The organism is Sabulicella rubraurantiaca (assembly GCF_017355885.1).
Lineage (GTDB): Bacteria > Pseudomonadota > Alphaproteobacteria > Acetobacterales > Acetobacteraceae > Roseococcus > Roseococcus rubraurantiacus.
Genome location: NZ_JAFEUU010000010.1, coordinates 1 through 18896, shown reverse-complemented (window position 1 = coordinate 18896; position 18896 = coordinate 1). Strand labels below are relative to the sequence as shown.

General features: G+C 68.5%; 19 protein-coding genes and 1 tRNA gene. 16 read left to right on the top strand and 4 right to left on the bottom strand.

Translation table 11 applies throughout. The features are described from left to right. The first annotated feature begins 23 nt into the window (after nucleotides 1-23). Nucleotides 24-500, top strand: a complete 477-nt coding sequence (locus tag JTJ31_RS16670) for a hypothetical protein (protein ID WP_207539860.1) — start codon at nucleotides 24-26, stop codon at nucleotides 498-500. Between the two features lie 78 nt (nucleotides 501-578). Here the strand turns inward: JTJ31_RS16670 and JTJ31_RS16665 are convergent, their stop codons facing one another. Continuing rightward, a complete protein-coding gene (locus JTJ31_RS16665) occupies nucleotides 579-1454 on the bottom strand; it encodes a tellurite resistance TerB family protein (RefSeq protein WP_207539859.1) in 876 nt (291 codons plus the stop codon). 102 nt (nucleotides 1455-1556) lie between these two features. Between JTJ31_RS16665 and thiE the strand changes: the two genes are divergently transcribed. The 4 genes from thiE (at nucleotide 1557) to JTJ31_RS16645 (ending at nucleotide 3880) form a co-directional block, all read left to right on the top strand. Next, nucleotides 1557-2195 (top strand): thiamine phosphate synthase, encoded by a 639-nt coding sequence (thiE, locus tag JTJ31_RS16660; protein WP_207539858.1) that lies wholly within the window; start codon nucleotides 1557-1559, stop codon nucleotides 2193-2195. Beyond that, the gene (locus tag JTJ31_RS16655; RefSeq protein WP_207539857.1) at nucleotides 2185-3039 is read left to right on the top strand and encodes a PhzF family phenazine biosynthesis protein; all 855 of its coding nucleotides are present in this window, start codon (nucleotides 2185-2187) and stop codon (nucleotides 3037-3039) included. The genes thiE and JTJ31_RS16655 overlap by 11 nt, the downstream gene beginning before the upstream one ends. Continuing rightward, nucleotides 3039-3746 (top strand): FkbM family methyltransferase, encoded by a 708-nt coding sequence (locus tag JTJ31_RS16650; protein ID WP_207539856.1) that lies wholly within the window; start codon nucleotides 3039-3041, stop codon nucleotides 3744-3746. The genes JTJ31_RS16655 and JTJ31_RS16650 overlap by 1 nt, the downstream gene beginning before the upstream one ends. Before the next feature lie 57 nt (nucleotides 3747-3803). Next, nucleotides 3804-3880 (top strand) — tRNA-Pro (locus JTJ31_RS16645). A 54-nt stretch (nucleotides 3881-3934) separates the two neighbouring features. Here JTJ31_RS16645 and JTJ31_RS16640 read toward each other — a convergent pair. Both JTJ31_RS16640 and JTJ31_RS24705 read right to left on the bottom strand, forming a co-directional pair. Beyond that, nucleotides 3935-4300 (bottom strand): tyrosine-type recombinase/integrase, encoded by a 366-nt coding sequence (locus JTJ31_RS16640; protein WP_236020361.1) that lies wholly within the window; start codon nucleotides 4298-4300, stop codon nucleotides 3935-3937. Beyond that, nucleotides 4197-4694 carry a hypothetical protein gene (locus tag JTJ31_RS24705; protein ID WP_236020380.1) on the bottom strand — a complete coding sequence of 166 codons (498 nt, stop codon included), beginning with the start codon at nucleotides 4692-4694 and terminating at the stop codon, nucleotides 4197-4199. Before JTJ31_RS24705 ends, JTJ31_RS16640 begins: the two co-directional genes overlap by 104 nt. A 257-nt stretch (nucleotides 4695-4951) precedes the next feature. Between JTJ31_RS24705 and JTJ31_RS16635 the strand changes: the two genes are divergently transcribed. Further along, on the top strand, nucleotides 4952-5143 hold the full coding sequence (locus JTJ31_RS16635) for a hypothetical protein (RefSeq protein ID WP_207539854.1): 192 nt from the start codon (nucleotides 4952-4954) through the stop codon (nucleotides 5141-5143). 40 nt (nucleotides 5144-5183) lie between these two features. After that, nucleotides 5184-5651, top strand: coding sequence for a hypothetical protein (locus tag JTJ31_RS16630; RefSeq protein WP_207539853.1), 468 nt, complete (start codon nucleotides 5184-5186; stop codon nucleotides 5649-5651). Between the two features lie 249 nt (nucleotides 5652-5900). On the opposite strand, the gene JTJ31_RS16625 is transcribed toward JTJ31_RS16630, so the two are convergent. Further along, the gene (locus tag JTJ31_RS16625; protein ID WP_207539852.1) at nucleotides 5901-6038 is read right to left on the bottom strand and encodes a hypothetical protein; all 138 of its coding nucleotides are present in this window, start codon (nucleotides 6036-6038) and stop codon (nucleotides 5901-5903) included. A gap of 427 nt (nucleotides 6039-6465) precedes the next feature. Here JTJ31_RS16625 and rplK point away from each other — a divergent pair, with 427 nt between their 5' ends. The 9 genes from rplK to JTJ31_RS16580 all read left to right on the top strand — a co-directional run. Then, nucleotides 6466-6900: a 50S ribosomal protein L11 gene (gene rplK / locus JTJ31_RS16620; RefSeq protein WP_207539851.1), complete on the top strand. Its 435-nt coding sequence runs from the start codon at nucleotides 6466-6468 to the stop codon at nucleotides 6898-6900. 4 nt (nucleotides 6901-6904) lie between these two features. Continuing rightward, nucleotides 6905-7603, top strand: a complete 699-nt coding sequence (gene rplA / locus JTJ31_RS16615; protein ID WP_207539850.1) for a 50S ribosomal protein L1 — start codon at nucleotides 6905-6907, stop codon at nucleotides 7601-7603. Between the two features lie 295 nt (nucleotides 7604-7898). Continuing rightward, nucleotides 7899-8414, top strand: coding sequence for a 50S ribosomal protein L10 (gene rplJ, locus JTJ31_RS16610; RefSeq protein WP_207539849.1), 516 nt, complete (start codon nucleotides 7899-7901; stop codon nucleotides 8412-8414). Between the two features lie 91 nt (nucleotides 8415-8505). After that, nucleotides 8506-8889, top strand: a complete 384-nt coding sequence (gene rplL, locus JTJ31_RS16605) for a 50S ribosomal protein L7/L12 (protein ID WP_207539848.1) — start codon at nucleotides 8506-8508, stop codon at nucleotides 8887-8889. Nucleotides 8890-9066: 177 nt separating this feature from the next. Beyond that, on the top strand, nucleotides 9067-13254 hold the full coding sequence (rpoB, locus tag JTJ31_RS16600) for a DNA-directed RNA polymerase subunit beta (RefSeq protein ID WP_207539847.1): 4188 nt from the start codon (nucleotides 9067-9069) through the stop codon (nucleotides 13252-13254). A 100-nt stretch (nucleotides 13255-13354) separates the two neighbouring features. Continuing rightward, nucleotides 13355-17617 carry a DNA-directed RNA polymerase subunit beta' gene (gene rpoC, locus JTJ31_RS16595; protein WP_207539846.1) on the top strand — a complete coding sequence of 1421 codons (4263 nt, stop codon included), beginning with the start codon at nucleotides 13355-13357 and terminating at the stop codon, nucleotides 17615-17617. Between the two features lie 269 nt (nucleotides 17618-17886). Beyond that, the gene (rpsL, locus tag JTJ31_RS16590; RefSeq protein WP_207539845.1) at nucleotides 17887-18258 is read left to right on the top strand and encodes a 30S ribosomal protein S12; all 372 of its coding nucleotides are present in this window, start codon (nucleotides 17887-17889) and stop codon (nucleotides 18256-18258) included. A gap of 11 nt (nucleotides 18259-18269) precedes the next feature. Beyond that, on the top strand, nucleotides 18270-18746 hold the full coding sequence (gene rpsG, locus JTJ31_RS16585) for a 30S ribosomal protein S7 (protein WP_207539844.1): 477 nt from the start codon (nucleotides 18270-18272) through the stop codon (nucleotides 18744-18746). A gap of 27 nt (nucleotides 18747-18773) precedes the next feature. Beyond that, a partial coding sequence (locus JTJ31_RS16580) for a GTP-binding protein (protein WP_236020360.1) occupies nucleotides 18774-18896 on the top strand: 123 nt, incomplete at its 3' end.

Below are 18896 nucleotides of genomic sequence, written 5' to 3'. Positions count from 1 at the left end.
ATAGGCCCGGAGGAACCATCCCGATGTCCCGCCTAGTTTTCGTCCTTCCCATTGCCGCGCTGGCGCTGGCCGGCTGCGTGGCCGATGAGGCCGCCTATGGGGGCGCCCCGGCCTGGGGGTCAGGCCCCTATGCTGCGCCCGCGCCTTCCTATGTTCCACCGCCGGTGCCGCCCCGCGAATGGTCCAGGCCGCGTGACTGGGACGATCGCCGCGACTGGAGCGACCGGCGCGACTGGGACAACCGACGCGATTGGAACAATCGCCGGGACTGGGAGAACCGCCGCGAGCGCTATGGCTATGAGGCGCCCCCTTCCTGGAACGCGCCGTCGAATCCCTATGCCTATCGCGACGCGCCGCCGCAGGGCTACGTCCCGCCGCCCTCCTATGGCTACCAGCGCGACCCGCGCCGCCTGCCCTGGGATGACCCGCCGACCCGCGACCCGTCCTATCCGCCTCCGGGCTGGGGTCCCGGCCCCTATCCGCAGTACCAGGCCAATTGACGAAGGGCCGGGCATCGCGGCCCGGCCCCGTTTCCCCGGACCGGGACTAGACCCCGGTCCTGCACTCCAGCGCCGGGCCTAGAGCCCGGCCTGGGCGGCCGCCGCAGCCGCGTCCTTCGCCTGCTGGTCCAGCTGCTGCTGCAGCCCGCCCGGCAGCCGAAGCTCATGCGCCAGAGCCTCCATCCAGGCACGCTCCGCCGCCGTGTCCGGCTCGGCCACGAGGCGGGAGGCGAGGTAGATCTGCGCCTTCTGCCCTTCCGTCTTCGCGAGCGCGGCGATGGCGCGTGGATCGGCCTGGCCTTCCAGCGCGCCGAACACGAAGCCCTTTTCCTCGTTGGAGAGCTCCAGCCGCTCCACTTCGTTGAAGATACGCTCGCGCTCCTGCGCGTCGATGTGGCCGTCGGCCTTGGCGGCTGCGATCATCGCCCGGATCACCGCGAGGCCGAAGGGCTGGTTGTCCGCGGCTGCGGAGTCGGGCGTGGCTTCCGCCGCGGCCGGCGGGGCGGGCGGCGGGGCCTTGCCGGCGGCGCTCGCCTGCTGCTCCTGCCAAGCCTGGTAGGCGCGGTGCGCCAGCGTGCCCAGGATGGCGAGGCCGCCCAGGCGCAGCAGCCCCGACCCGCCGCCCCGGCGCCCGCCGCCCAGCAGCGAGCCGAGCAGCCCGCCCGCCGCCGCGGCGCCGATGCCCGAGCCCATGGGGGGGTTCAACATTCCGCCGAGCCCGCCCAGACCGCCGCCCGACGCGCCCGTGCTGCTGCGGGATCCGCCTGCGAGCGCGTCCAGCATGCCGCCGAGCCCGCCCATGCCGGGTCCGCCCCCGCCCGGCATCCCGCCGGCGCTCATGCCGCCCGTGCCGCCACGCCCGGCCAGCAGCCCGCCCAGCAACTCCTCCAGCCCGCCCCGGCTCTGGCCTGCGCGGTGGCCGGTGAATTGTTCGAGGATGCGTCGCGTGTCCATGGTGGCCTCCGGTTCGTTGATATCGGGCGGGGAACGCCCGGCCCCCGCCGGGGTTCCCAACCGGGCTTGTGGCGCGGGGGCGGCACGGGCGAAGGTCGGGGCATGGACACGCGCTGCCGCCTCTACCTCATCACTCCGCCGGTGCTGGAGCCGGGCTTCCCCGATCGCGTGGCGCGCGCCCTCGATGCGGGGGATGTGGCCTGCGTGCAGTTGCGGCTGAAGGACGCCCCGCGCGACGCCATCCGCCGCGCGGTGGACGCGCTGCGCCCCGTTGCCCAGTCGCGCGACGTGGCGTTCCTGTTGAATGATGACGCTGCCCTGGCCGTGGAGACGGGCTGCGACGGCGCGCATCTCGGCCAGGGCGATGGCGACCACGCGGCGGCGCGGCGCCTCCTGGGCGACCGCACCCTGGGCATCACCTGCCACGCGTCCCGCCATCTCGCCATGGAGGCGGGCGAGATCGGCGCCGACTATGTGGCCTTCGGCGCCTTCTTCCCCACGACGACGAAGGAGACCGTCCACACGGCCGGGACGGACCTCCTCGAATGGTGGAGCGAGATGATGGAGATCCCCTCCGTCGCCATTGGCGGGATCACCGCGGCGAATTGCGGCCCGCTGGTGCGGGCTGGTGCGGATTTCCTGGCGGTGGTGGGCGCCGTCTGGAACCACCCCGAGGGCGAGGCCGCGGGCATCCGTGCCCTCGAAGCCGCCATCCGCGGGGCCTCCGCCGATGCCGCTTGAGTTCGAGACAGCGGACGTCTTCACCACGACGCGTTTCGGCGGCAACCCGCTTGCCCTCGTGCATGGCGCGGAGGCGCTGGACGACGCGACGCTTCAGGCCATCGCGCGGGAGTTCAACCTGAGCGAGACGGTCTTCGCGTTCGCGCCGCGCGAGGCGGGGCAAGATGCCTTCCTCCGTATCTTCACCCCCTTCGGGGAACTGCCCTTCGCCGGCCATCCCAATGTGGGCGCCGCGGCGCTGCTGGCGCGGCGCCTGGGCCGTGAAGGGGTTCTGCGGCTGGGTCAGGCGGCCGGGGTGGTGGTGGCGGAGGTGTCGGGAAGCGAGGCGGAGATCGAGGCGCCGAAGCCGCTGGCCCTGGGCAACGCTTTGGACCCAGAGGCGGTCGCCGCCTGCGCTGGGCTTTCCGTGGGGGCGTTGCACCTCAACCTCCATGTCCCGCTGGTGGCAGGCTGCGGCACGCCCTTCGCTCTGGCCGAGGTGGAGGATGCCGCGCTGCTCTCCTCCGCCATGCCGGATGTGGCTGCTTTCAGGCGCGTGCTTCCCGAGGTGGTCGGGCTCCTGCTGCACACGCCCCTCGGCATCGGGCGGCGGCGGGCGCGCATGTTCGCCCCCCTGGCCGGCATTGCCGAGGACCCGGCGACGGGGAGCGCCAACTGCGCCCTCGCCGGGCTACTGCTGGAGGTCAATGGCGGTTCTGCCCTCGCGCTGGAGGTAGAGCAGGGGATCGAGATGCACCGCCCCAGCCAGCTTCGCCTCGCTGCCCGGCGGGAAGATGACGGCAGGATCCGTGTCCGCGTCGGAGGCGGGGTGGTGCCGGTCGGGCGTGGTGTGCTGGATCTTTGATGGACGAGATTACCTTCCATCGCCGCCTCCACCGCCCCGGCACCATCCTGGATATCGGCGCGCATGATGGGCTGCTGGCCCTTCCCTTGTCTGAGCTACCCGGCACCCGCGTCCTGGCCTTCGAGCCGCTGCCGAGCGCCTTCGCGCGCCTCGCCGCCGCCTGTGCCGGCCGATCCAACATCGAGCTGCGGCCGGAAGCGCTGGGCGAGCGCCCCGGCGAGGCCATGCTCAGCCTGCCGATGCTGGACGGCGTGGCACAGGAGCAGTGGGCCAGCACCAGCAAGGATTACCGCGGCTTTTCCGGCGTCACGGTGCAGCAGCATGTCGTGCCCGTCGTCACGCTCGACTCGCTGGCCCTGACGGACCTCGTGGCGGTGAAGCTGGATGCGGAGGGGGCGGAGGAAGCGATCCTGCGCGGCGGTGCCGACACGCTGCGCCGCTGCCGCCCCGTCCTGTCGGTGGAGGTGGAGGAGCGCCACGCCCCCGGCTCCACCCGCGCCGTCCCGGCACTGTTGGAAAGCCTGGGCTATGCGGGGTTCTTCTTCCTGGACGGGCTGCGCCCCCTTCCCGCGTTCGATGCCGCCACCATGCAGCGCGCCAGCCCCGACCCGGCCGTGTTCGGCGCCGAAGGGCCCTACGTCTTCACCTTCTTCTTCCTGCCGGCGGAGGCGCGGGAGGCCATGTTGGCGGGTCTCGCGAAGGGGTAGGGCGCCTCCCCCGCTTGCGCGTCGTGCGTCTTGCCGCTAGAGCCTCGCGCACGGCGCCGGAGTGTAGCTCAGCCTGGTAGAGCACTGTGTTCGGGACGCAGGGGCCGGAGGTTCGAATCCTCTCACTCCGACCAGCCGTTTCAAGGACTTAGCCCCCGCAGCGCACAGTGCGCGATTGGCAAGACTGCTCACCCCACCTCCAGCGCACTGGCCGCGCCACGCAGATAGGCGGGGCTGAACCGGGCGTAGGTCGAGAATGTGATCTTCTCGTTGGTGTGCCCGAGCATCTGCGCGATCTGCGCCATGGGCGTTCCCGCCTCGGCCATCCACACAGCAGCACTATGTCTAAGGGCGTGCGGCGTCACCCAGGCCAGCCCGGCCGCCTCGGCAGCGCGTTCGAAGGCCTTGCGGATCCTTCCCATCGCCTTCCCGCCGAATTCGATGACGTGATCAGTCGTGCGGGCGGCGTAGGCTTCCAGTAGAGCCCGGCGGGCTGTGTCGGTCATCGGCACGGTGGCGCGGCCCTTGCGGGTCTGCGCCCCGTTGGCGAGCATGATGACCCCGCGCTCGAAATCCACCCGATCCCAGGTCAGATCCAAGCACCGCCCCCATACGCCCGGCCGTGGCCAGGGCCACGATGATGAACAGCCGGACGTGCGGCGTCGTGGCGGCGTTCAACAGGTCGAGGTATTCGGACCGGGTGAGGTGGCGCGACTTGGGCGGCGGCTTCGACGGCAGCTCGACCGTCGCGCCGCTGGCGGGATTGTGCCCCTGGATGGTGCCATCGCTGGCGCCCTGTGCCCGGCGGGCCTTGGCGTAGTCGCGGCAGGCGGGGCGGGTAACCCGATCGGGACGCAGGGCGCCGAAGGTGTCGCGCAGCCGCGCCCAGGCCCATTCGGCGCGCGGCTTGCCCTTGTCGGCCAAGTAGGCGGCGAAGATGCCGGCCACGGTGTCGGTCGGGCGGGCAAGGACGCGCTTGAAGTCGTCTAGCGCCCGCTGGGCGGCATCACGATCCTGGGTGCGGAGGGCGCGGCGCTGGGTCTCCCCGGCCTCTCGCCAGACGGCATACCACCACCAACTGCGCGAGGTGCTCGGACTACTTCGGTAAGTGCCCTTACTGCTATAGCGTTCGCCCGCCGGTTCCGCAAACGACCTCGCCGATACAAGTCAGCATCTTCACGCTCCCGCCAGGGATGACTAGCGAGATGCTCATGGAAGCCGTGCGGGTCATTTCCGATTGGGAACAAGGCACAGAGGATGCGGTCACGCTCGCCATCGCGCTGTTGAAGGTGCTTTTCGCGAACGCGGCCGCCGTGCCGGGTGCGGCGCCGGAGGAGGCAAGCGGTGCAAGACAGGACGCGCCACCGCCGGACGGATTCCGGTTACCCCTCCCATGAAGGGGAATGCTACCCTCCCCGCGTGTGATGGAAGGACTCCATGCAGCGAAGATCCATCGGCGCGCTTCTCGCCGCGGCGCTCACCCTCGCAGCCGGGGCGGCACAGGCCGCATGGGGGCCGCTGCCAGGCCGGGCCTCGGCACCCGGCGTCCATGTGACCATCGGCCTTACCACCACGTTCCTGCACACGACCGAGCCCAGCCAGTCCGCCCCCTTCACGGTCACGGTCCAGGGCTCGATCACCATAATGGCCGAGGCCTCTCGGGATGGCTTCGACTTCCAGTTCAACAAAACCGATGGCCGGATTGACCCGAATGGGGTGGTCCTTTCCGCCCCGAACTTCCTCGACCAGACACAGGGGCTGCTGGATTTGAAGGTCGCGCTCAGCAGCGAAGCCAGCGGCGGGCCCGGGGTGGACTTGGCCTATCTGCGCGAGCTGCAGCAGTTCGCCTTCGGCTCCACCCACGCCAAGGAGTTTTCCCTTCAAGGCGGCGAGGGGCCGGGCTGACGGGGAACTTCCTGCTTATCACCGATGCCAGGGCGCCCGAGTTCGGCATCAGCCTCGCTTTCAGCGGGCAGACCTTCACCGGCTTCGCGGGGACAGAGATCAGCCCCTGCTGGAACGGGAACTGTCAGTTTTCCGGGCAGACCACCATCGCCGTTCCCGCGCCGGCCGGGCTCGCCTTCCTGGCGCTGGGCAGGCTCGGCCTCGGCATTCTGCGCCGCGCCTGATCCGGTTCCCCGCCGGGGCGGGGCTTTACGCCCTGGTGAGCAGGGTCATCAGGACAACGATGCAGGGGGCGAGGGCGACCACGAAGCCCCACAGGAACGCACGGTCCACATCCGCCCGACTGTAGACGGTGGGATCGGCCTCGTCGGTCTGTTCGTCAAGCATCGTTTCTCCCCCCGGACAGACCGAATGGAAGCCCAAAATGGTAAGGTTAGCAAGCGCCTGACCAAGCGGCCTTCTTCACGCACAGTGCGCGATTGCACGTCTTGCCCGGTCGGCCATGGAAGTTCGCGGTATAACCCGCCTGAGGCACAGTTCGCCCCACGGAAAACCGCCACTCTTGCGCTCGCTGACCCCCTGAACTAGTGTCCCGGACGCAGGGGCTGGAGGTTCGAATCCTCTCACTCCGACCAGCCGCCCTTCTGGGGCGAGGCGTCAGCTGGGTTTCATCTATCGAGACTGCCATGCAGGGCGCGCGGGGCTGCGCGCTGGACAGGCGTACGCGCCTGCCTTAGACGGCGCCCTTCGGAAACGCGGGAGGCCCGGACGGGCCGTCTGGACCGCGGGTCCCTCACCTTGAGGAGATCGGGCCATGGCGAAGAAGATCGCTGGCTACATCAAGCTGCAGATTCCGGCCGGCAAGGCCAACCCGTCGCCGCCCGTGGGCCCCGCCCTGGGTCAGCGCGGCCTGAACATCATGCAGTTCGTGAAGGAATTCAACGCGGCGACGCAGGGGATGGAGCCGGGCACGCCGACGCCCGTGGTCATCACCGCTTACACGGACCGCACCTTCTCCTTCATCACCAAGACTCCGCCCAACACCTACTTCCTGCTGAAGGCGGCGAAGATCGAGAAGGGCTCCAACACGCCGGGCAAGGGCGGCAATGTCGGCCGCGTCACCAAGTCCCAGCTGGCCGAGATCGCCCAGACCAAGATGAAGGACATGAACTGCACCGACGTGGAGTCCGCGGTTCGCATGCTGGCTGGTTCCGCCCGTTCCATGGGCATGACCGTGGTGGAGGGCTGATCCCATGGCGAAGCTGACCAAGCGCATGAAGGCCCTGACCTCGACTGTCGAGGCAGAGAAGCTCTACGGGCTGGACGAGGCGATCGCCCTCGTGAAGCAGAACGCCAAGGCGAAGTTCGACGAGACGGTCGAGATCTCGATGAACCTGGGCATCGACCCGCGCCACGCCGACCAGATGGTCCGCGGCGTGGTCGGCCTGCCCAACGGCACCGGCAAGACGGTCCGCATCGGCGTCTTCGCCCGTGGCCCGAAGGCCGAAGAGGCGAAGGCTGCCGGCGCCGACGTGGTGGGCGCGGACGACCTCGCCGCCGCGGTGCAGGAAGGCAAGATCGACTTCGACCGCTGCATCGCCACGCCGGACATGATGGCGCTGGTGGGTCGCCTCGGTAAGGTTCTGGGCCCCCGCGGCCTGATGCCGAACCCGAAGCTCGGCACCGTGACCATGGACGTGAGGGGCGCCGTGCAGGCCGCCAAGGCCGGGCAGGTGGAGTTCCGGGCCGAGAAGGCGGGCATCGTGCATGCCGGCATCGGCAAGGCCTCCTTCGACGCGGACAAGCTGGCGGCCAACGCCCGCGCCTTCGCCGAGGCCATCCAGCGCGCCCGCCCGACCGGCGCCAAGGGCACCTATGTGAAGAAGGTCGCCGTGACCTCGACCATGGGCGCCGGCGTGAAGGTGGACCCCTCGACGCTGGGCAACGCCTGATTGTGAATTCGTCCCGGTCCCCAGGGGCCGGGACGCGCAGGCGGGACTTCGGTCCCGCCGCTCCTGTCGGAGATTGCAGGTGCCCCTGGTGGGCTTGAATGGACGGGCCTGAGGGTTCCGCCCAGCCAGCATGAGACGGGGAACCGAGATATTCGCGCGGCCCGGCCTTCCGGGCGCGCGTGGCTTGGCTTTCCGGCGACGACAGGCGAACGGGGCAGGGGGGTGGTCTCCTTGCCTCGGGTTGAACCGGCCGGGGCCCCTCCACAAGGCATCCGGCCACCGACGGAGAGTGTGAATGGACCGCACGGAAAAGCGCGCCTTCGTCGAGTCCCTGGTCAACGTCTTCGGTGAGACGTCCTTCGTCCTCGTCGCCCAGAACAAGGGTCTGACGGTGGCGGCGGTGGACGATCTGCGCCGCAAGATGAAGGCCGCGGGCGCGACGTACAAGGTTGCGAAGAACCGCCTGGCCAGCCGCGCCCTCGACGGCACCCGCTTCCAGGGCATCCAGCCGCTGCTGAAGGGTCCGACCGCGCTCGCGTGGTCTGTGGACCCCGTGGCCGTGGCGAAGACCGCCGTGGAGTTCGCCAAGACGAACGACAAGTTCGTGATCCTGGGCGGTGCGCTCGGCACCCAGACCCTGGCCCTCGACGGGGTCAGGGCGTTGGCCGAGCTGCCCTCGCTCGAGACGCTGCGCGCGCAGCTCGTGGGTCTGATCCAGACCCCGGCGACGCGCATCGCGGGGGTTGTGCAGGCCCCCGCCGGGCAGTTGGCACGGGTGCTGAAGGCCTATGCGGACAAGGAAGCCGCGTAAGGGTTTCGGTTGGAAGTGAATTTCCCCTGGCCGGGTGTCCGGCTGGGGTTGTCAAGCCACAGTCAAGCCATTAGATCGAAGGAACACGAACATGGCCGATCTCGCTAAGCTCGTTGACGAGCTGTCCGCCCTGACCGTCCTGGAGGCTGCCGAGCTCTCCAAGATGCTCGAGGAGAAGTGGGGCGTCTCCGCCGCCGCTCCGGTGGCGGTTGCCGCCGCGCCGGCCGCCGGTGGTGGCGCTGCTGCCCCTGCCGCCGAGGCCCAGACGGAGTTTACCGTCATCCTCGAGAACGCGGGCGACAAGAAGATCAACGTCATCAAGGAGATCCGCGGCATCACGGGCCTGGGCCTGAAGGAAGCCAAGGATCTGGTCGAGGGCGCGCCCAAGACCGTCAAGGAGAACGTCTCGAAGGACGAGGCGGACAAGATCAAGAAGGTGCTGGAAGAGAACGGCGCGACCGTCAAGGTCCAGTAACTTCTACGGACTTGCCGGGGGCTCCGCGCCCGGCGGGTCCGGATCGGTTTTCTACGGGGCGGGCGGGAACCGTGCGGTTGCCGCCCCTTCCGCCGTTTCAGGGGGCGGGGTGTCCCCTGGAGCATCCATTTCAGCCGGCCGACTTCTGGCCGGGCGTTTGAGGAAAGCGGGACACGCATGAACGCCATCAGCAAGGCTTTCACGGCACGCAAGCGCATTCGCAAGAGCTTTGGGCGGCTGCCCGAGGTGGCGCCCATGCCAAACCTGATCGATGTGCAGCGTGCCTCCTACGCCACCTTCCTGCAGATGGACGTGCACCCTGATGCGCGCACGAACACCGGCCTGCAGGAAGTGTTCAAGTCCGTCTTCCCGATCAACGACTTCGCCGGCCGTGGCCGCCTCGAGTTCGTCCAGTACGAGCTGGAGGAGCCGAAGTACGACGTCGAGGAATGCATCGCCCGCGGCCTGACCTTCGCCGCGCCGCTGAAGGTGAAGCTGCGCCTGATCGTCTGGGACCTGGACGAGGACACCGGCGCCCGCTCCGTCCGCGACATCAAGGAGCAGGATGTCTACATGGGCGACATGCCGCTCATGACGGATAATGGCACCTTCATCATCAACGGCACCGAGCGCGTCATCGTCTCGCAGATGCACCGCTCCCCCGGCGTGTTCTTCGACCACGACAAGGGCAAGACGCACTCCTCGGGCAAGTATCTCTTTGCCGCGCGCGTCATCCCCTATCGCGGCTCCTGGCTCGACTTCGAGTTCGACGCCAAGGACATCTGCTACGTGCGCGTGGACCGGAAGCGCAAGCTGCCCGCCTCCACCCTGCTGATGGCGCTCGACAGCGCCGACACCGAGGCGAAGCGCGCCGAGCGCGCCGCCAACGGCACGGAGATGGAGCCGAACGAGATCCGCGGCATGGATGCCGAGGAGATCCTGAACCACTTCTACGGCCAGGTGGTGTTCCATCGCGGCCCGAAGGGCTGGTCGCGCGCCTTCGACCCCGAGAGCTTCAAGGGCGTGAAGCTGTTGGAGGACCTCGTCGACGCCGCCACCGGTCAGGTGGTCGCGAAGAAGGAGGACAAGCTCTCCCCCCGCAACGCGCGCAAGATCGCCGAGGCCGGCACCACCGAAGTGCTGGTTGGCCGCGCCGACCTCCTGGGCCGCTACGTGGCCGAGGACCTGGTCAACATGCAGACCGGCGAGATCTGGGCCGAGGCGGGCGACGAGCTGACCGAGCCGCGCCTCGCCGCGATCGAGGAGGCCGGGCTCGACACGCTGCCGACCCTGGCCATCGACCAGACGGTCGGCCCCTGGATGCGCAACACGCTGGCGGTGGACAAGAACACCTCGCGCGACGAGGCGCTGATGGACATTTACCGGGTGATGCGCCCGGGCGAGCCGCCGACGCCCGAGACGGCGGAGACGCTGTTCCGCGGCCTGTTCTTCGACGCCGACCGCTACGACCTGTCCTCGGTCGGCCGCGTGAAGATGAACATGCGTCTCGGCTTCTCCATGGAGGAGGCGCCGGACCATCTGCGCACGCTCCGCAAGCAGGACATCGTCGCCACGCTGCGCGTGCTGATGGACCTCAAGGACGGCCGCGGCTCCATCGACGACATCGACAACCTCGGCAACCGGCGCGTGCGCTCGGTCGGCGAGCTGATGGAGAACCAGTACCGCGTCGGCCTGCTGCGCATGGACCGCGCGATCAAGGAGCGCATGGGGTCGGTGGATATCGACACCGTGATGCCGCATGATCTGATCAACGCGAAGCCGGCGGCGGCGGCGGTGCGCGAGTTCTTCGGCTCCTCGCAGCTGTCGCAGTTCATGGACCAGACCAACCCGCTGTCGGAGGTGACGCACAAGCGCCGCCTCTCGGCGCTGGGTCCGGGCGGTCTGACGCGCGAGCGCGCGGGCTTCGAGGTGCGTGACGTCCATCCGACGCATTACGGCCGCATCTGCCCCATCGAGACCCCGGAAGGCCCGAATATCGGCCTGATCAACTCCCTCGCGACCTTCGCGCGGGTGAACAAGTACGGCTTCATCGAGACGCCCTACCGCCTCGTGCGCGACGGCAAGATCGTGGGCGAGCCGCGCTACCTTTCCGCCATGGAGGAGGAGCGCCTGGTCGTGGCCCAGGCCGACGCTCAGGTGGATGCCGCGACCGGCGAGTTCCAGTCTGAGCTGGTCTCCGTCCGCCAGGGCGGCGACTTCCGCCTGGTGAAGCCCGAGGAGGTGACGGCGATCGACGTGTCGCCGAAGCAGCTCGTCTCCGTCGCCGCGGCGCTGATCCCGTTCCTGGAGAACGACGACGCCAACCGTGCGCTGATGGGCTCCAACATGCAGCGCCAGGCCGTGCCGCTCATCAAGAGCGACGCGCCGCTGGTCGGCACGGGCATGGAGGCCGCGGTGGCGCAGGATAGCGGCGCCGCGATCTCCGCCCGCCGCGACGGCGTGGTGGACCAGATCGACGGCGCGCGCATCGTGGTGCGCGCGACGGGCGAGGACGGCCAGACGGTGGGCGTGGATATCTACCGCCTGCGGAAGTTCCAGCGCTCCAACCAGAGCACCTGCATCAACCAGCGCCCGCTGGTGAAGGTGGGCGACCGCGTTCATGCCGGCGAGATCATCGCCGACGGGCCGAGCACGGAGCTGGGCGAGCTGGCGCTGGGCCGCAACGTGCTTTGCGCCTTCATGCCCTGGAACGGCTACAACTTTGAGGACTCCATCCTCATCAGCGAGCGTATCGCGCGCGACGACGTCTTCACCTCGATCCACATCGAGGAGTTCGAGGTCATGGCCCGCGACACCAAGCTGGGCCAGGAGGAGATCAGCCGTGACATCCCGAACGTCGGCGAGGAAGCGCTCCGCAACCTCGACGAGGCGGGCATCGTCTATGTCGGCGCCGAGGTGAACCCGGGTGACATCCTGGTCGGCAAGGTGACGCCGAAGGGCGAGAGCCCGATGACGCCGGAGGAGAAGCTCCTCCGCGCCATCTTCGGCGAGAAGGCGTCCGACGTGCGCGACACGTCGCTGCGCCTGCCGCCGGGCGTGTCCGGCACGATCGTGGACGTGCGCGTCTTCTCCCGCCGCGGCGTGGACAAGGACGAGCGCGCCATGGCGATCGAGCGCGCGGAGATCGAGCGCCTCGCCAAGGACCGCGACGACGAGCGCGCGATCCAGGAGCGTTCCTTCTACGGGCGTCTGCGGGAGCGCCTGCTGAACCGCAAGGCGGCGGGCGGCTTCAAGGGCGTGAAGGCCGGCACCCCCATCAACGACGAGGTGCTGGACCAGTTCGCCAAGGCCACCTGGCGGCAGATCGCCGTGCAGGACGACGCGGCGATGGTCGAGATCGAGGCGCTGAAGCGCGAGTTCGACGCGGCGGTGGAGCGCATCCAGAAGCGCTTCGACAGCAAGGTCGAGAAGCTGCAGCGCGGCGACGAGCTGCCGCCCGGCGTGATGAAGATGGTCAAGGTCTTCGTCGCGGTGAAGCGCAAGCTCCAGCCCGGCGACAAGATGGCCGGACGCCACGGCAACAAGGGCGTCGTCTCCCGCGTCGTTCCCATCGAGGACATGCCGTTCCTCGAGGACGGGACGCCGGTGGACCTCGTGCTGAACCCGCTGGGCGTGCCGTCGCGCATGAACGTGGGCCAGATCCTGGAGACGCATCTGGGCTGGGCCTGCGCCAACCTGGGCCGCCAGGTCGGTGAGCTGGTGAACGACTTCCAGCGCACCTCTGCCGTGCGGGACGAGCTGCTGGCCAAGCTCCGCGACGTCTATGGCGACGAGGTCTTCGAGCGCGACATCGTGCCGATGACTGAGGAGCAGCTGATGGAGCTGGGCGAGAACCTGCGGAAGGGCATCCCCATCGCCACGCCGGTCTTCGACGGCGCCCGTCCCTCGGACATCGAGGCGATGCTGGGGAAGGCGGGGCTCGATTCCTCCGGCCAGATGTGGCTGCACGACGGCCGCACCGGCGAGAAGTTCGAGCGCAAGGTGACGGTCGGCTACATCTACATGCTGAAGCTGCACCACCTGGTGGACGACAAGATCCACGCCCGCTCGATCGGCCCTTACTCGCTGGTCACCCAGCAGCCGCTGGGCGGCAAGGCGCAGTTCGGCGGTCAGCGCTTCGGCGAGATGGAGGTCTGGGCGCTGGAAGCCTATGGCGCCGCCTACACGCTGCAGGAGATGCTGACGGTGAAGTCGGACGACGTGTCCGGCCGCACCAAGGTCTATGAGGCGATCGTCCGTGACCAGGACAGCTTCGAGGCCGGCATTCCCGAGAGCTTCAACGTCCTGGTGAAGGAGTTGAAGTCCCTCGGCCTCAACGTGGACCTCGAAAACCGCGGATCCTGATCCCATATCGGGGGGCCGGCCCTCTGGCCCCCCGACACATTCCAATACCCCGAAGCATGGCCCGGGCGAGGCGCGCACCCCGGGCGGAGAGCGAGGCGGCATGAACGAGCTGATGAAGATCCTGGGCCAGACCGGCCAGGCAATGACCTTCGACCAGATCAAGATCTCCATGGCCTCGCCGGAGCAGATCCGCTCCTGGTCGTATGGCGAGATCAAGAAGCCCGAGACGATCAACTACCGCACCTTCAAGCCGGAGCGGGACGGGCTGTTCTGCGCCCGCATCTTCGGCCCGATCAAGGACTACGAGTGCCTGTGCGGCAAGTACAAGCGGATGAAGTTCCGCGGCATCGTCTGCGAGAAGTGCGGCGTCGAGGTGACGCTGGCCAAGGTGCGCCGCGAGCGCATGGGTCATATCGAGCTCGCCGCGCCCGTCGCCCATATCTGGTTCCTGAAGTCCCTTCCCTCCCGTGTCGGCCTCATGGTGGACATGAGCCTGAAGGAGCTGGAGAAGGTCCTGTACTTCGAGAACTACGTCGTGCTGGAGCCGGGTCTGACCGACCTGAAGCTCCATCAGCTGCTGACGGAAGAGCAGCTGATGACCAAGCAGGATGAGTTCGGCGAGGACGGGTTCCGCGCCGGCATCGGCGCCGAGGCAGTGAAGGAGATCCTGAACGGCCTCGACCTGGACAAGGAGGCCCCGCGCCTGCGCGCCGAGCTGAAGGAGACGACCTCCGAGGCGAAGCGCAAGAAGCTGGTCAAGCGCCTGAAGCTGATCGAGGCCTTCGCGGAGTCCGGTGCGCAGCCGGAATGGATGATCCTGGACGTCGTCCCGGTGATCCCGCCCGAGCTGCGCCCGCTGGTCCCGCTGGATGGCGGCCGCTTCGCGACCTCCGACCTCAATGACCTGTACCGCCGCGTGATCAACCGCAACAACCGCCTGAAGCGGCTCATCGAGCTGCGCGCGCCGGACATCATCGTGCGCAACGAGAAGCGCATGCTGCAGGAATCGGTGGACGCGCTGTTCGACAATGGCCGCCGCGGCCGTGCGATCACGGGCGCCAACAAGCGCCCGCTGAAGTCGCTCTCCGACATGCTCAAGGGCAAGCAGGGCCGGTTCCGCCAGAACCTGCTCGGCAAGCGCGTCGACTATTCCGGCCGTTCGGTCATCGTGGTCGGGCCGGAGCTGAAGCTGCACCAGTGCGGCCTGCCCAAGAAGATGGCGCTGGAGCTGTTCAAGCCCTTCATCTACTCGAAGCTCGAGAAGTACGGCCATGCCTCCACCATCAAGCAGGCCAAGCGCATGGTGGAGAAGGAGCGTCCGGAGGTCTGGGACATCCTCGAGGAGGTGATCCGCGAGCACCCGGTGCTGCTGAACCGCGCCCCGACCCTGCACCGCCTGGGCATCCAGGCCTTCGAGCCGGTGCTCGTCGAGGGCAAGGCCATCCAGCTGCACCCGCTGGTCTGCACCGCCTTCAACGCCGACTTCGACGGCGACCAGATGGCCGTGCACGTCCCGCTGAGCCTCGAGGCCCAGCTGGAAGCGCGCGTGCTGATGATGTCCACCAACAACATCCTCAGCCCCGCCAACGGCAAGCCGATCATCGTGCCGTCGCAGGACATCGTCCTCGGCCTCTACTACCTCTCCCTCGACACGCCGGAGTTCCGCGTGGAGAAGGAGCAGGCGGAGAAGGCCGAGGCGCTGCTGCGCGGCATCGCCGGCAAGACGGCGGAGCAGCTTTCCGCCGATGAGCGCGCGGCGCTCGAGTACCGCCCGCGCGTCTTCAGCAACCTGGGCGAGGTTGAGCAGGCGCTCGCGACCGGTGCCGTGGCGCTGCACTCGGCCATCTATGCTCGCGTGCCGGCCCCGACCGAGGCCGACATGGGCCGGACCGTCCGCGCGCTCACCACGCCGGGCCGGCTGATGATGGGCGCGCTGCTGCCGAAGCACCCCGCGCTGCCCTTCGACCTGGTGAACCGGCTGCTGACCAAGAAGTCCATCTCGGACGTGATCGACGCCGTGTACCGCCACTGCGGCCAGAAGGAGTCGGTGATCTTCGCCGACCGCCTGATGGGTCTCGGCTTCCGCCACGCCGCGAAGGCCGGGATCTCCTTCGGCAAGGACGACATGGTCATCCCCGCCGAGAAGGAGGGGATGATCGCGCGCACCAAGGAAGAGGTGAAGGAGTTCGAGCAGCAATACCTCGACGGCCTCATCACCTCGGGCGAGCGCTACAACAAGGTCGTCGACGCCTGGTCCCGCTGCACGGACGAGGTAGCGAAGGCCATGATGGCGGAGATCCAGAAGCAGGAGGTCGGCAAGCCCACCAACTCGGTGTGGATGATGTCGCACTCCGGTGCGCGCGGCTCGCCGGCGCAGATGCGCCAGTTGGCCGGCATGCGCGGCCTGATGGCCAAGCCCTCGGGCGAGATCATCGAGCAGCCCATCATCTCCAACTTCAAGGAGGGGCTGACAGTCCTCGAGTACTTCAACTCCACCCACGGCGCCCGCAAGGGCCTCGCGGACACGGCGCTGAAGACCGCGAACTCCGGCTACCTGACGCGCCGCCTCGTGGACGTCGCGCAGGACTGCATCATCATGGAGCCGGATTGCGGCACCGAGCGGGGCCTGAACGTGCGCGCCATCATGGATGGGGCGGATGTGGTGTCCTCGCTCTCCGAGCGAATCCTGGGCCGGACGGCGCAGGAGGACGTGGCCGACCCGGCGACGGGTGAGGTCATCGCCAACCGCAACACGCTGATCGACGAGCCTCTGGCCGAGCGCATCGAGACGGCGGGTGTCGAGGCGGTGAAGATCCGCTCCGTCCTCACCTGCGAGAGCACGACCGGTGTCTGCGCCCATTGCTATGGCCGCGACTTGGCGCGCGGCACGCCGGTAAATATCGGTGAGGCGGTGGGTGTCATCGCGGCGCAGTCCATCGGCGAGCCGGGGACCCAGCTGACGATGCGCACCTTCCACATCGGCGGCGCGGCCCAGCGCGGCGCGGAGCAATCCGCGGTCGAGGCGACGGTGGACGCCAAGGTGAAGCTGGTGAACCTGCACCTGGTCACCAACAGCGCCGGCGCTCCCATCGTGATGAGCCGTAACTGCGAGGTGGCGCTGCTGGACGCCAACGGGCGCGAGCGCGTGCGCTTCCGCGTTCCTTACGGCGCGAAGATGCTGGTACAGGAGGGGGCAGAGGTCACGCGCGGCCAGAAGCTGGCCGAGTGGGACCCGTTCACCCTGCCGATCCTCACCGAGATCGGCGGCACGGTGGAGCAGGCCGACCTGATCGACGGCATCACCCAGATGGAGCGCACGGACGACGTCACCGGCCTGTCCTACAAGGAGGTGATCGAGTTCAAGGGCGCCAAGGGGGCCGACCTGCGGCCGCGCCTGATCCTGCGCGACGCGCGGGGCCAGGTGATGAAGCGGGAGAACGGCTCGGACGCCATCTACTTCCTCACCCCCGGCACGATCGTGGGCGTGGAGAATGGCGCCTCCGTCCATGCCGGCGACGTCATCGCCCGCATGCCGCGCGAATCGTCCAAGACCCGCGACATCACGGGCGGTCTGCCGCGCGTGGCGGAGCTGTTCGAGGCGCGCCGGCCCAAGGATGCCGCCATCATCAGCGACATCGACGGGCGGGTGGAGTTCGGCAAGGACTACAAGGCCAAGCGCCGGATCATCGTGAAGAGCGACCCGATCGGCGACGAGCCGGGGATCGAGCGCGAGTACCTGGTGCCGAAGGGCAAGCACGTCTCGGTGCAAGAGGGCGACTACGTCAAGGCTGGCGACCCGCTGGTGGACGGCCCCCGCGTGCCGCATGACATCCTGCGGGTCCTCGGCGTCGAGGCGCTGGCGAACTACCTCGTCAACGAGATCCAGGACGTCTATCGCCTGCAGGGCGTGAAGATCAACGACAAGCACATTGAGGTGATCGTTCGCCAGATGCTGCAGAAGGTCGAGATCCTCGAGCCCGGCGACACGACCTTCCTGATCGGCGAGCAGGTGGACCGCTTCGAGTTCGAGGCGGAGAACGACAAGCGTCTGAAGCTGGGCGAGCGCCCGGCCCGGGCGGAGCCGGTTCTGCAGGGCATCACCAAGGCCTCGCTGCAGACCCAGTCCTTCATCTCGGCTGCCTCCTTCCAGGAGACGACCCGCGTGCTGACCGAGGCGGCGACCGCCGGCAAGGTGGACACTCTGGGCGGGCTGAAGGAGAACGTGATCGTCGGGCGCCTGATCCCGGCGGGCACGGGTTCCGTCATGGCGCGGATGCGCTCCCTGGCGGCGCAGCGCGACGCGGGCCGCCTCCCGGCTGCCCAGCCGGCGCTGCCCGACCCGAACGCCGCGGCAGCGGAGTAGGGCCATGCGCGGGGCGCAGTACGGCGCCCCGCCGAACCGCCTTCCATTGCTTGACTCCTCATGGGGCGGGCAGTAGAAGGCGCCTCTCGCTGCGGGGCTTGGCCTTGCGGCATGTTGGTTCAAACGCCTTGCCTGAGGTGCCGCGGCCGTCACGCCGCTGAGACCTCGGGTTCGATGCGGTGGCCCGCCCGCGACGCTCTCTTGCGTCCGGGTGGGCCTCGCTTCGTTCGGGGCGGGCGGATTGCAGAACGAGTTCACGAAGGGGCGTCATGCCGACGATCAACCAGCTCATCGCCCAGGGCCGCGAGCCCCGGAAGAGCCAGAACAAGGTGCCCGCGCTGCAGGGATGCCCGCAGAAGCGCGGCGTCTGCACGCGCGTCTACACGACCACGCCGAAGAAGCCGAACTCGGCGCTCCGCAAGGTCGCGAAGGTGCGCCTGACCAATGGCTTCGAGGTGGTGAGCTACATCCCGGGTGAGGGCCACAACCTGCAGGAGCACTCGGTTGTGCTGATCCGCGGCGGCCGCGTGAAGGACCTTCCGGGCGTTCGCTACCACATCCTGCGCGGCGTGCTGGACACGCAGGGCCTGCCGAAGCGGCGCAAGCGGCGCTCGCTGTACGGCGCCAAGCGTCCGAAGTGAGGGGCTGAGAGATGTCGCGTCGTCACCGCGCCGAGAAGCGCGAAGTCCTGCCGGATCCGAAGTTCGGCGATGTCGTGCTGAGCCGTTTCATGAATGTGCTCATGTATGACGGCAAGAAGTCCGCGGCCGAAGGCATCGTGTATGCCGCCATGGACACGCTGAAGCGCAAGGGCGGGCCCAACAGCGATCCGCTGCGCCTCTTCCACGAGGCGATGGACAACGTGAAGCCGGCGGTCGAGGTGCGTTCGCGCCGTGTCGGCGGCGCGACCTACCAGGTTCCCGTCGAGGTCCGGCCGGAGCGGCGCCAGGCGCTGGCGATCCGCTGGATCATCGATGCCGCGCGGAAGCGTGGCGAGAGCACGATGGAAGAGCGGCTTTCGGCCGAGCTGATGGATGCGGTGAACAACCGCGGCACGGCCGTCAAGAAGCGCGAAGACACGCACCGGATGGCGGAGGCCAACAAGGCTTTCAGCCACTACCGCTGGTAACACCCCTTTCGGATTGGACTGACGACGATGGCCAAGGCGAAGTTTGAGCGCACCAAGCCGCACTGCAACATTGGGACGATCGGCCATGTGGATCATGGCAAGACGTCCCTGACGGCGGCGATCACGAAGGTTCTGGCGAAGACGGGTGGT

Excerpts from the sequence above, each read along its gene's own strand:
- JTJ31_RS16670 (WP_207539860.1), top strand. The coding sequence starts at position 24 with ATGTCCCGCCTAGTTTTCGTCCTTCCCATTGCCGCGCTGGCGCTGGCC.
- rplA (WP_207539850.1), top strand. The coding sequence starts at position 6,905 with ATGGCGAAGCTGACCAAGCGCATGAAGGCCCTGACCTCGACTGTCGAG.
- rplK (WP_207539851.1), top strand. The coding sequence starts at position 6,466 with ATGGCGAAGAAGATCGCTGGCTACATCAAGCTGCAGATTCCGGCCGGC.
- rplJ (WP_207539849.1), top strand. The coding sequence starts at position 7,899 with ATGGACCGCACGGAAAAGCGCGCCTTCGTCGAGTCCCTGGTCAACGTC.
- JTJ31_RS16625 (WP_207539852.1), bottom strand. The coding sequence starts at position 6,038 with ATGCTTGACGAACAGACCGACGAGGCCGATCCCACCGTCTACAGTCGG.
- rpsL (WP_207539845.1), top strand. The coding sequence starts at position 17,887 with ATGCCGACGATCAACCAGCTCATCGCCCAGGGCCGCGAGCCCCGGAAG.
- JTJ31_RS16665 (WP_207539859.1), bottom strand. The coding sequence starts at position 1,454 with ATGGACACGCGACGCATCCTCGAACAATTCACCGGCCACCGCGCAGGC.
- thiE (WP_207539858.1), top strand. The coding sequence starts at position 1,557 with ATGGACACGCGCTGCCGCCTCTACCTCATCACTCCGCCGGTGCTGGAG.
- JTJ31_RS16630 (WP_207539853.1), top strand. The coding sequence starts at position 5,184 with ATGCAGCGAAGATCCATCGGCGCGCTTCTCGCCGCGGCGCTCACCCTC.
- rpoC (WP_207539846.1), top strand. The coding sequence starts at position 13,355 with ATGAACGAGCTGATGAAGATCCTGGGCCAGACCGGCCAGGCAATGACC.
- JTJ31_RS16650 (WP_207539856.1), top strand. The coding sequence starts at position 3,039 with ATGGACGAGATTACCTTCCATCGCCGCCTCCACCGCCCCGGCACCATC.
- rplL (WP_207539848.1), top strand. The coding sequence starts at position 8,506 with ATGGCCGATCTCGCTAAGCTCGTTGACGAGCTGTCCGCCCTGACCGTC.
- JTJ31_RS16635 (WP_207539854.1), top strand. The coding sequence starts at position 4,952 with ATGCTCATGGAAGCCGTGCGGGTCATTTCCGATTGGGAACAAGGCACA.
- rpoB (WP_207539847.1), top strand. The coding sequence starts at position 9,067 with ATGAACGCCATCAGCAAGGCTTTCACGGCACGCAAGCGCATTCGCAAG.
- JTJ31_RS16655 (WP_207539857.1), top strand. The coding sequence starts at position 2,185 with ATGCCGCTTGAGTTCGAGACAGCGGACGTCTTCACCACGACGCGTTTC.
- rpsG (WP_207539844.1), top strand. The coding sequence starts at position 18,270 with ATGTCGCGTCGTCACCGCGCCGAGAAGCGCGAAGTCCTGCCGGATCCG.
- JTJ31_RS16640 (WP_236020361.1), bottom strand. The coding sequence starts at position 4,300 with ATGCTCGCCAACGGGGCGCAGACCCGCAAGGGCCGCGCCACCGTGCCG.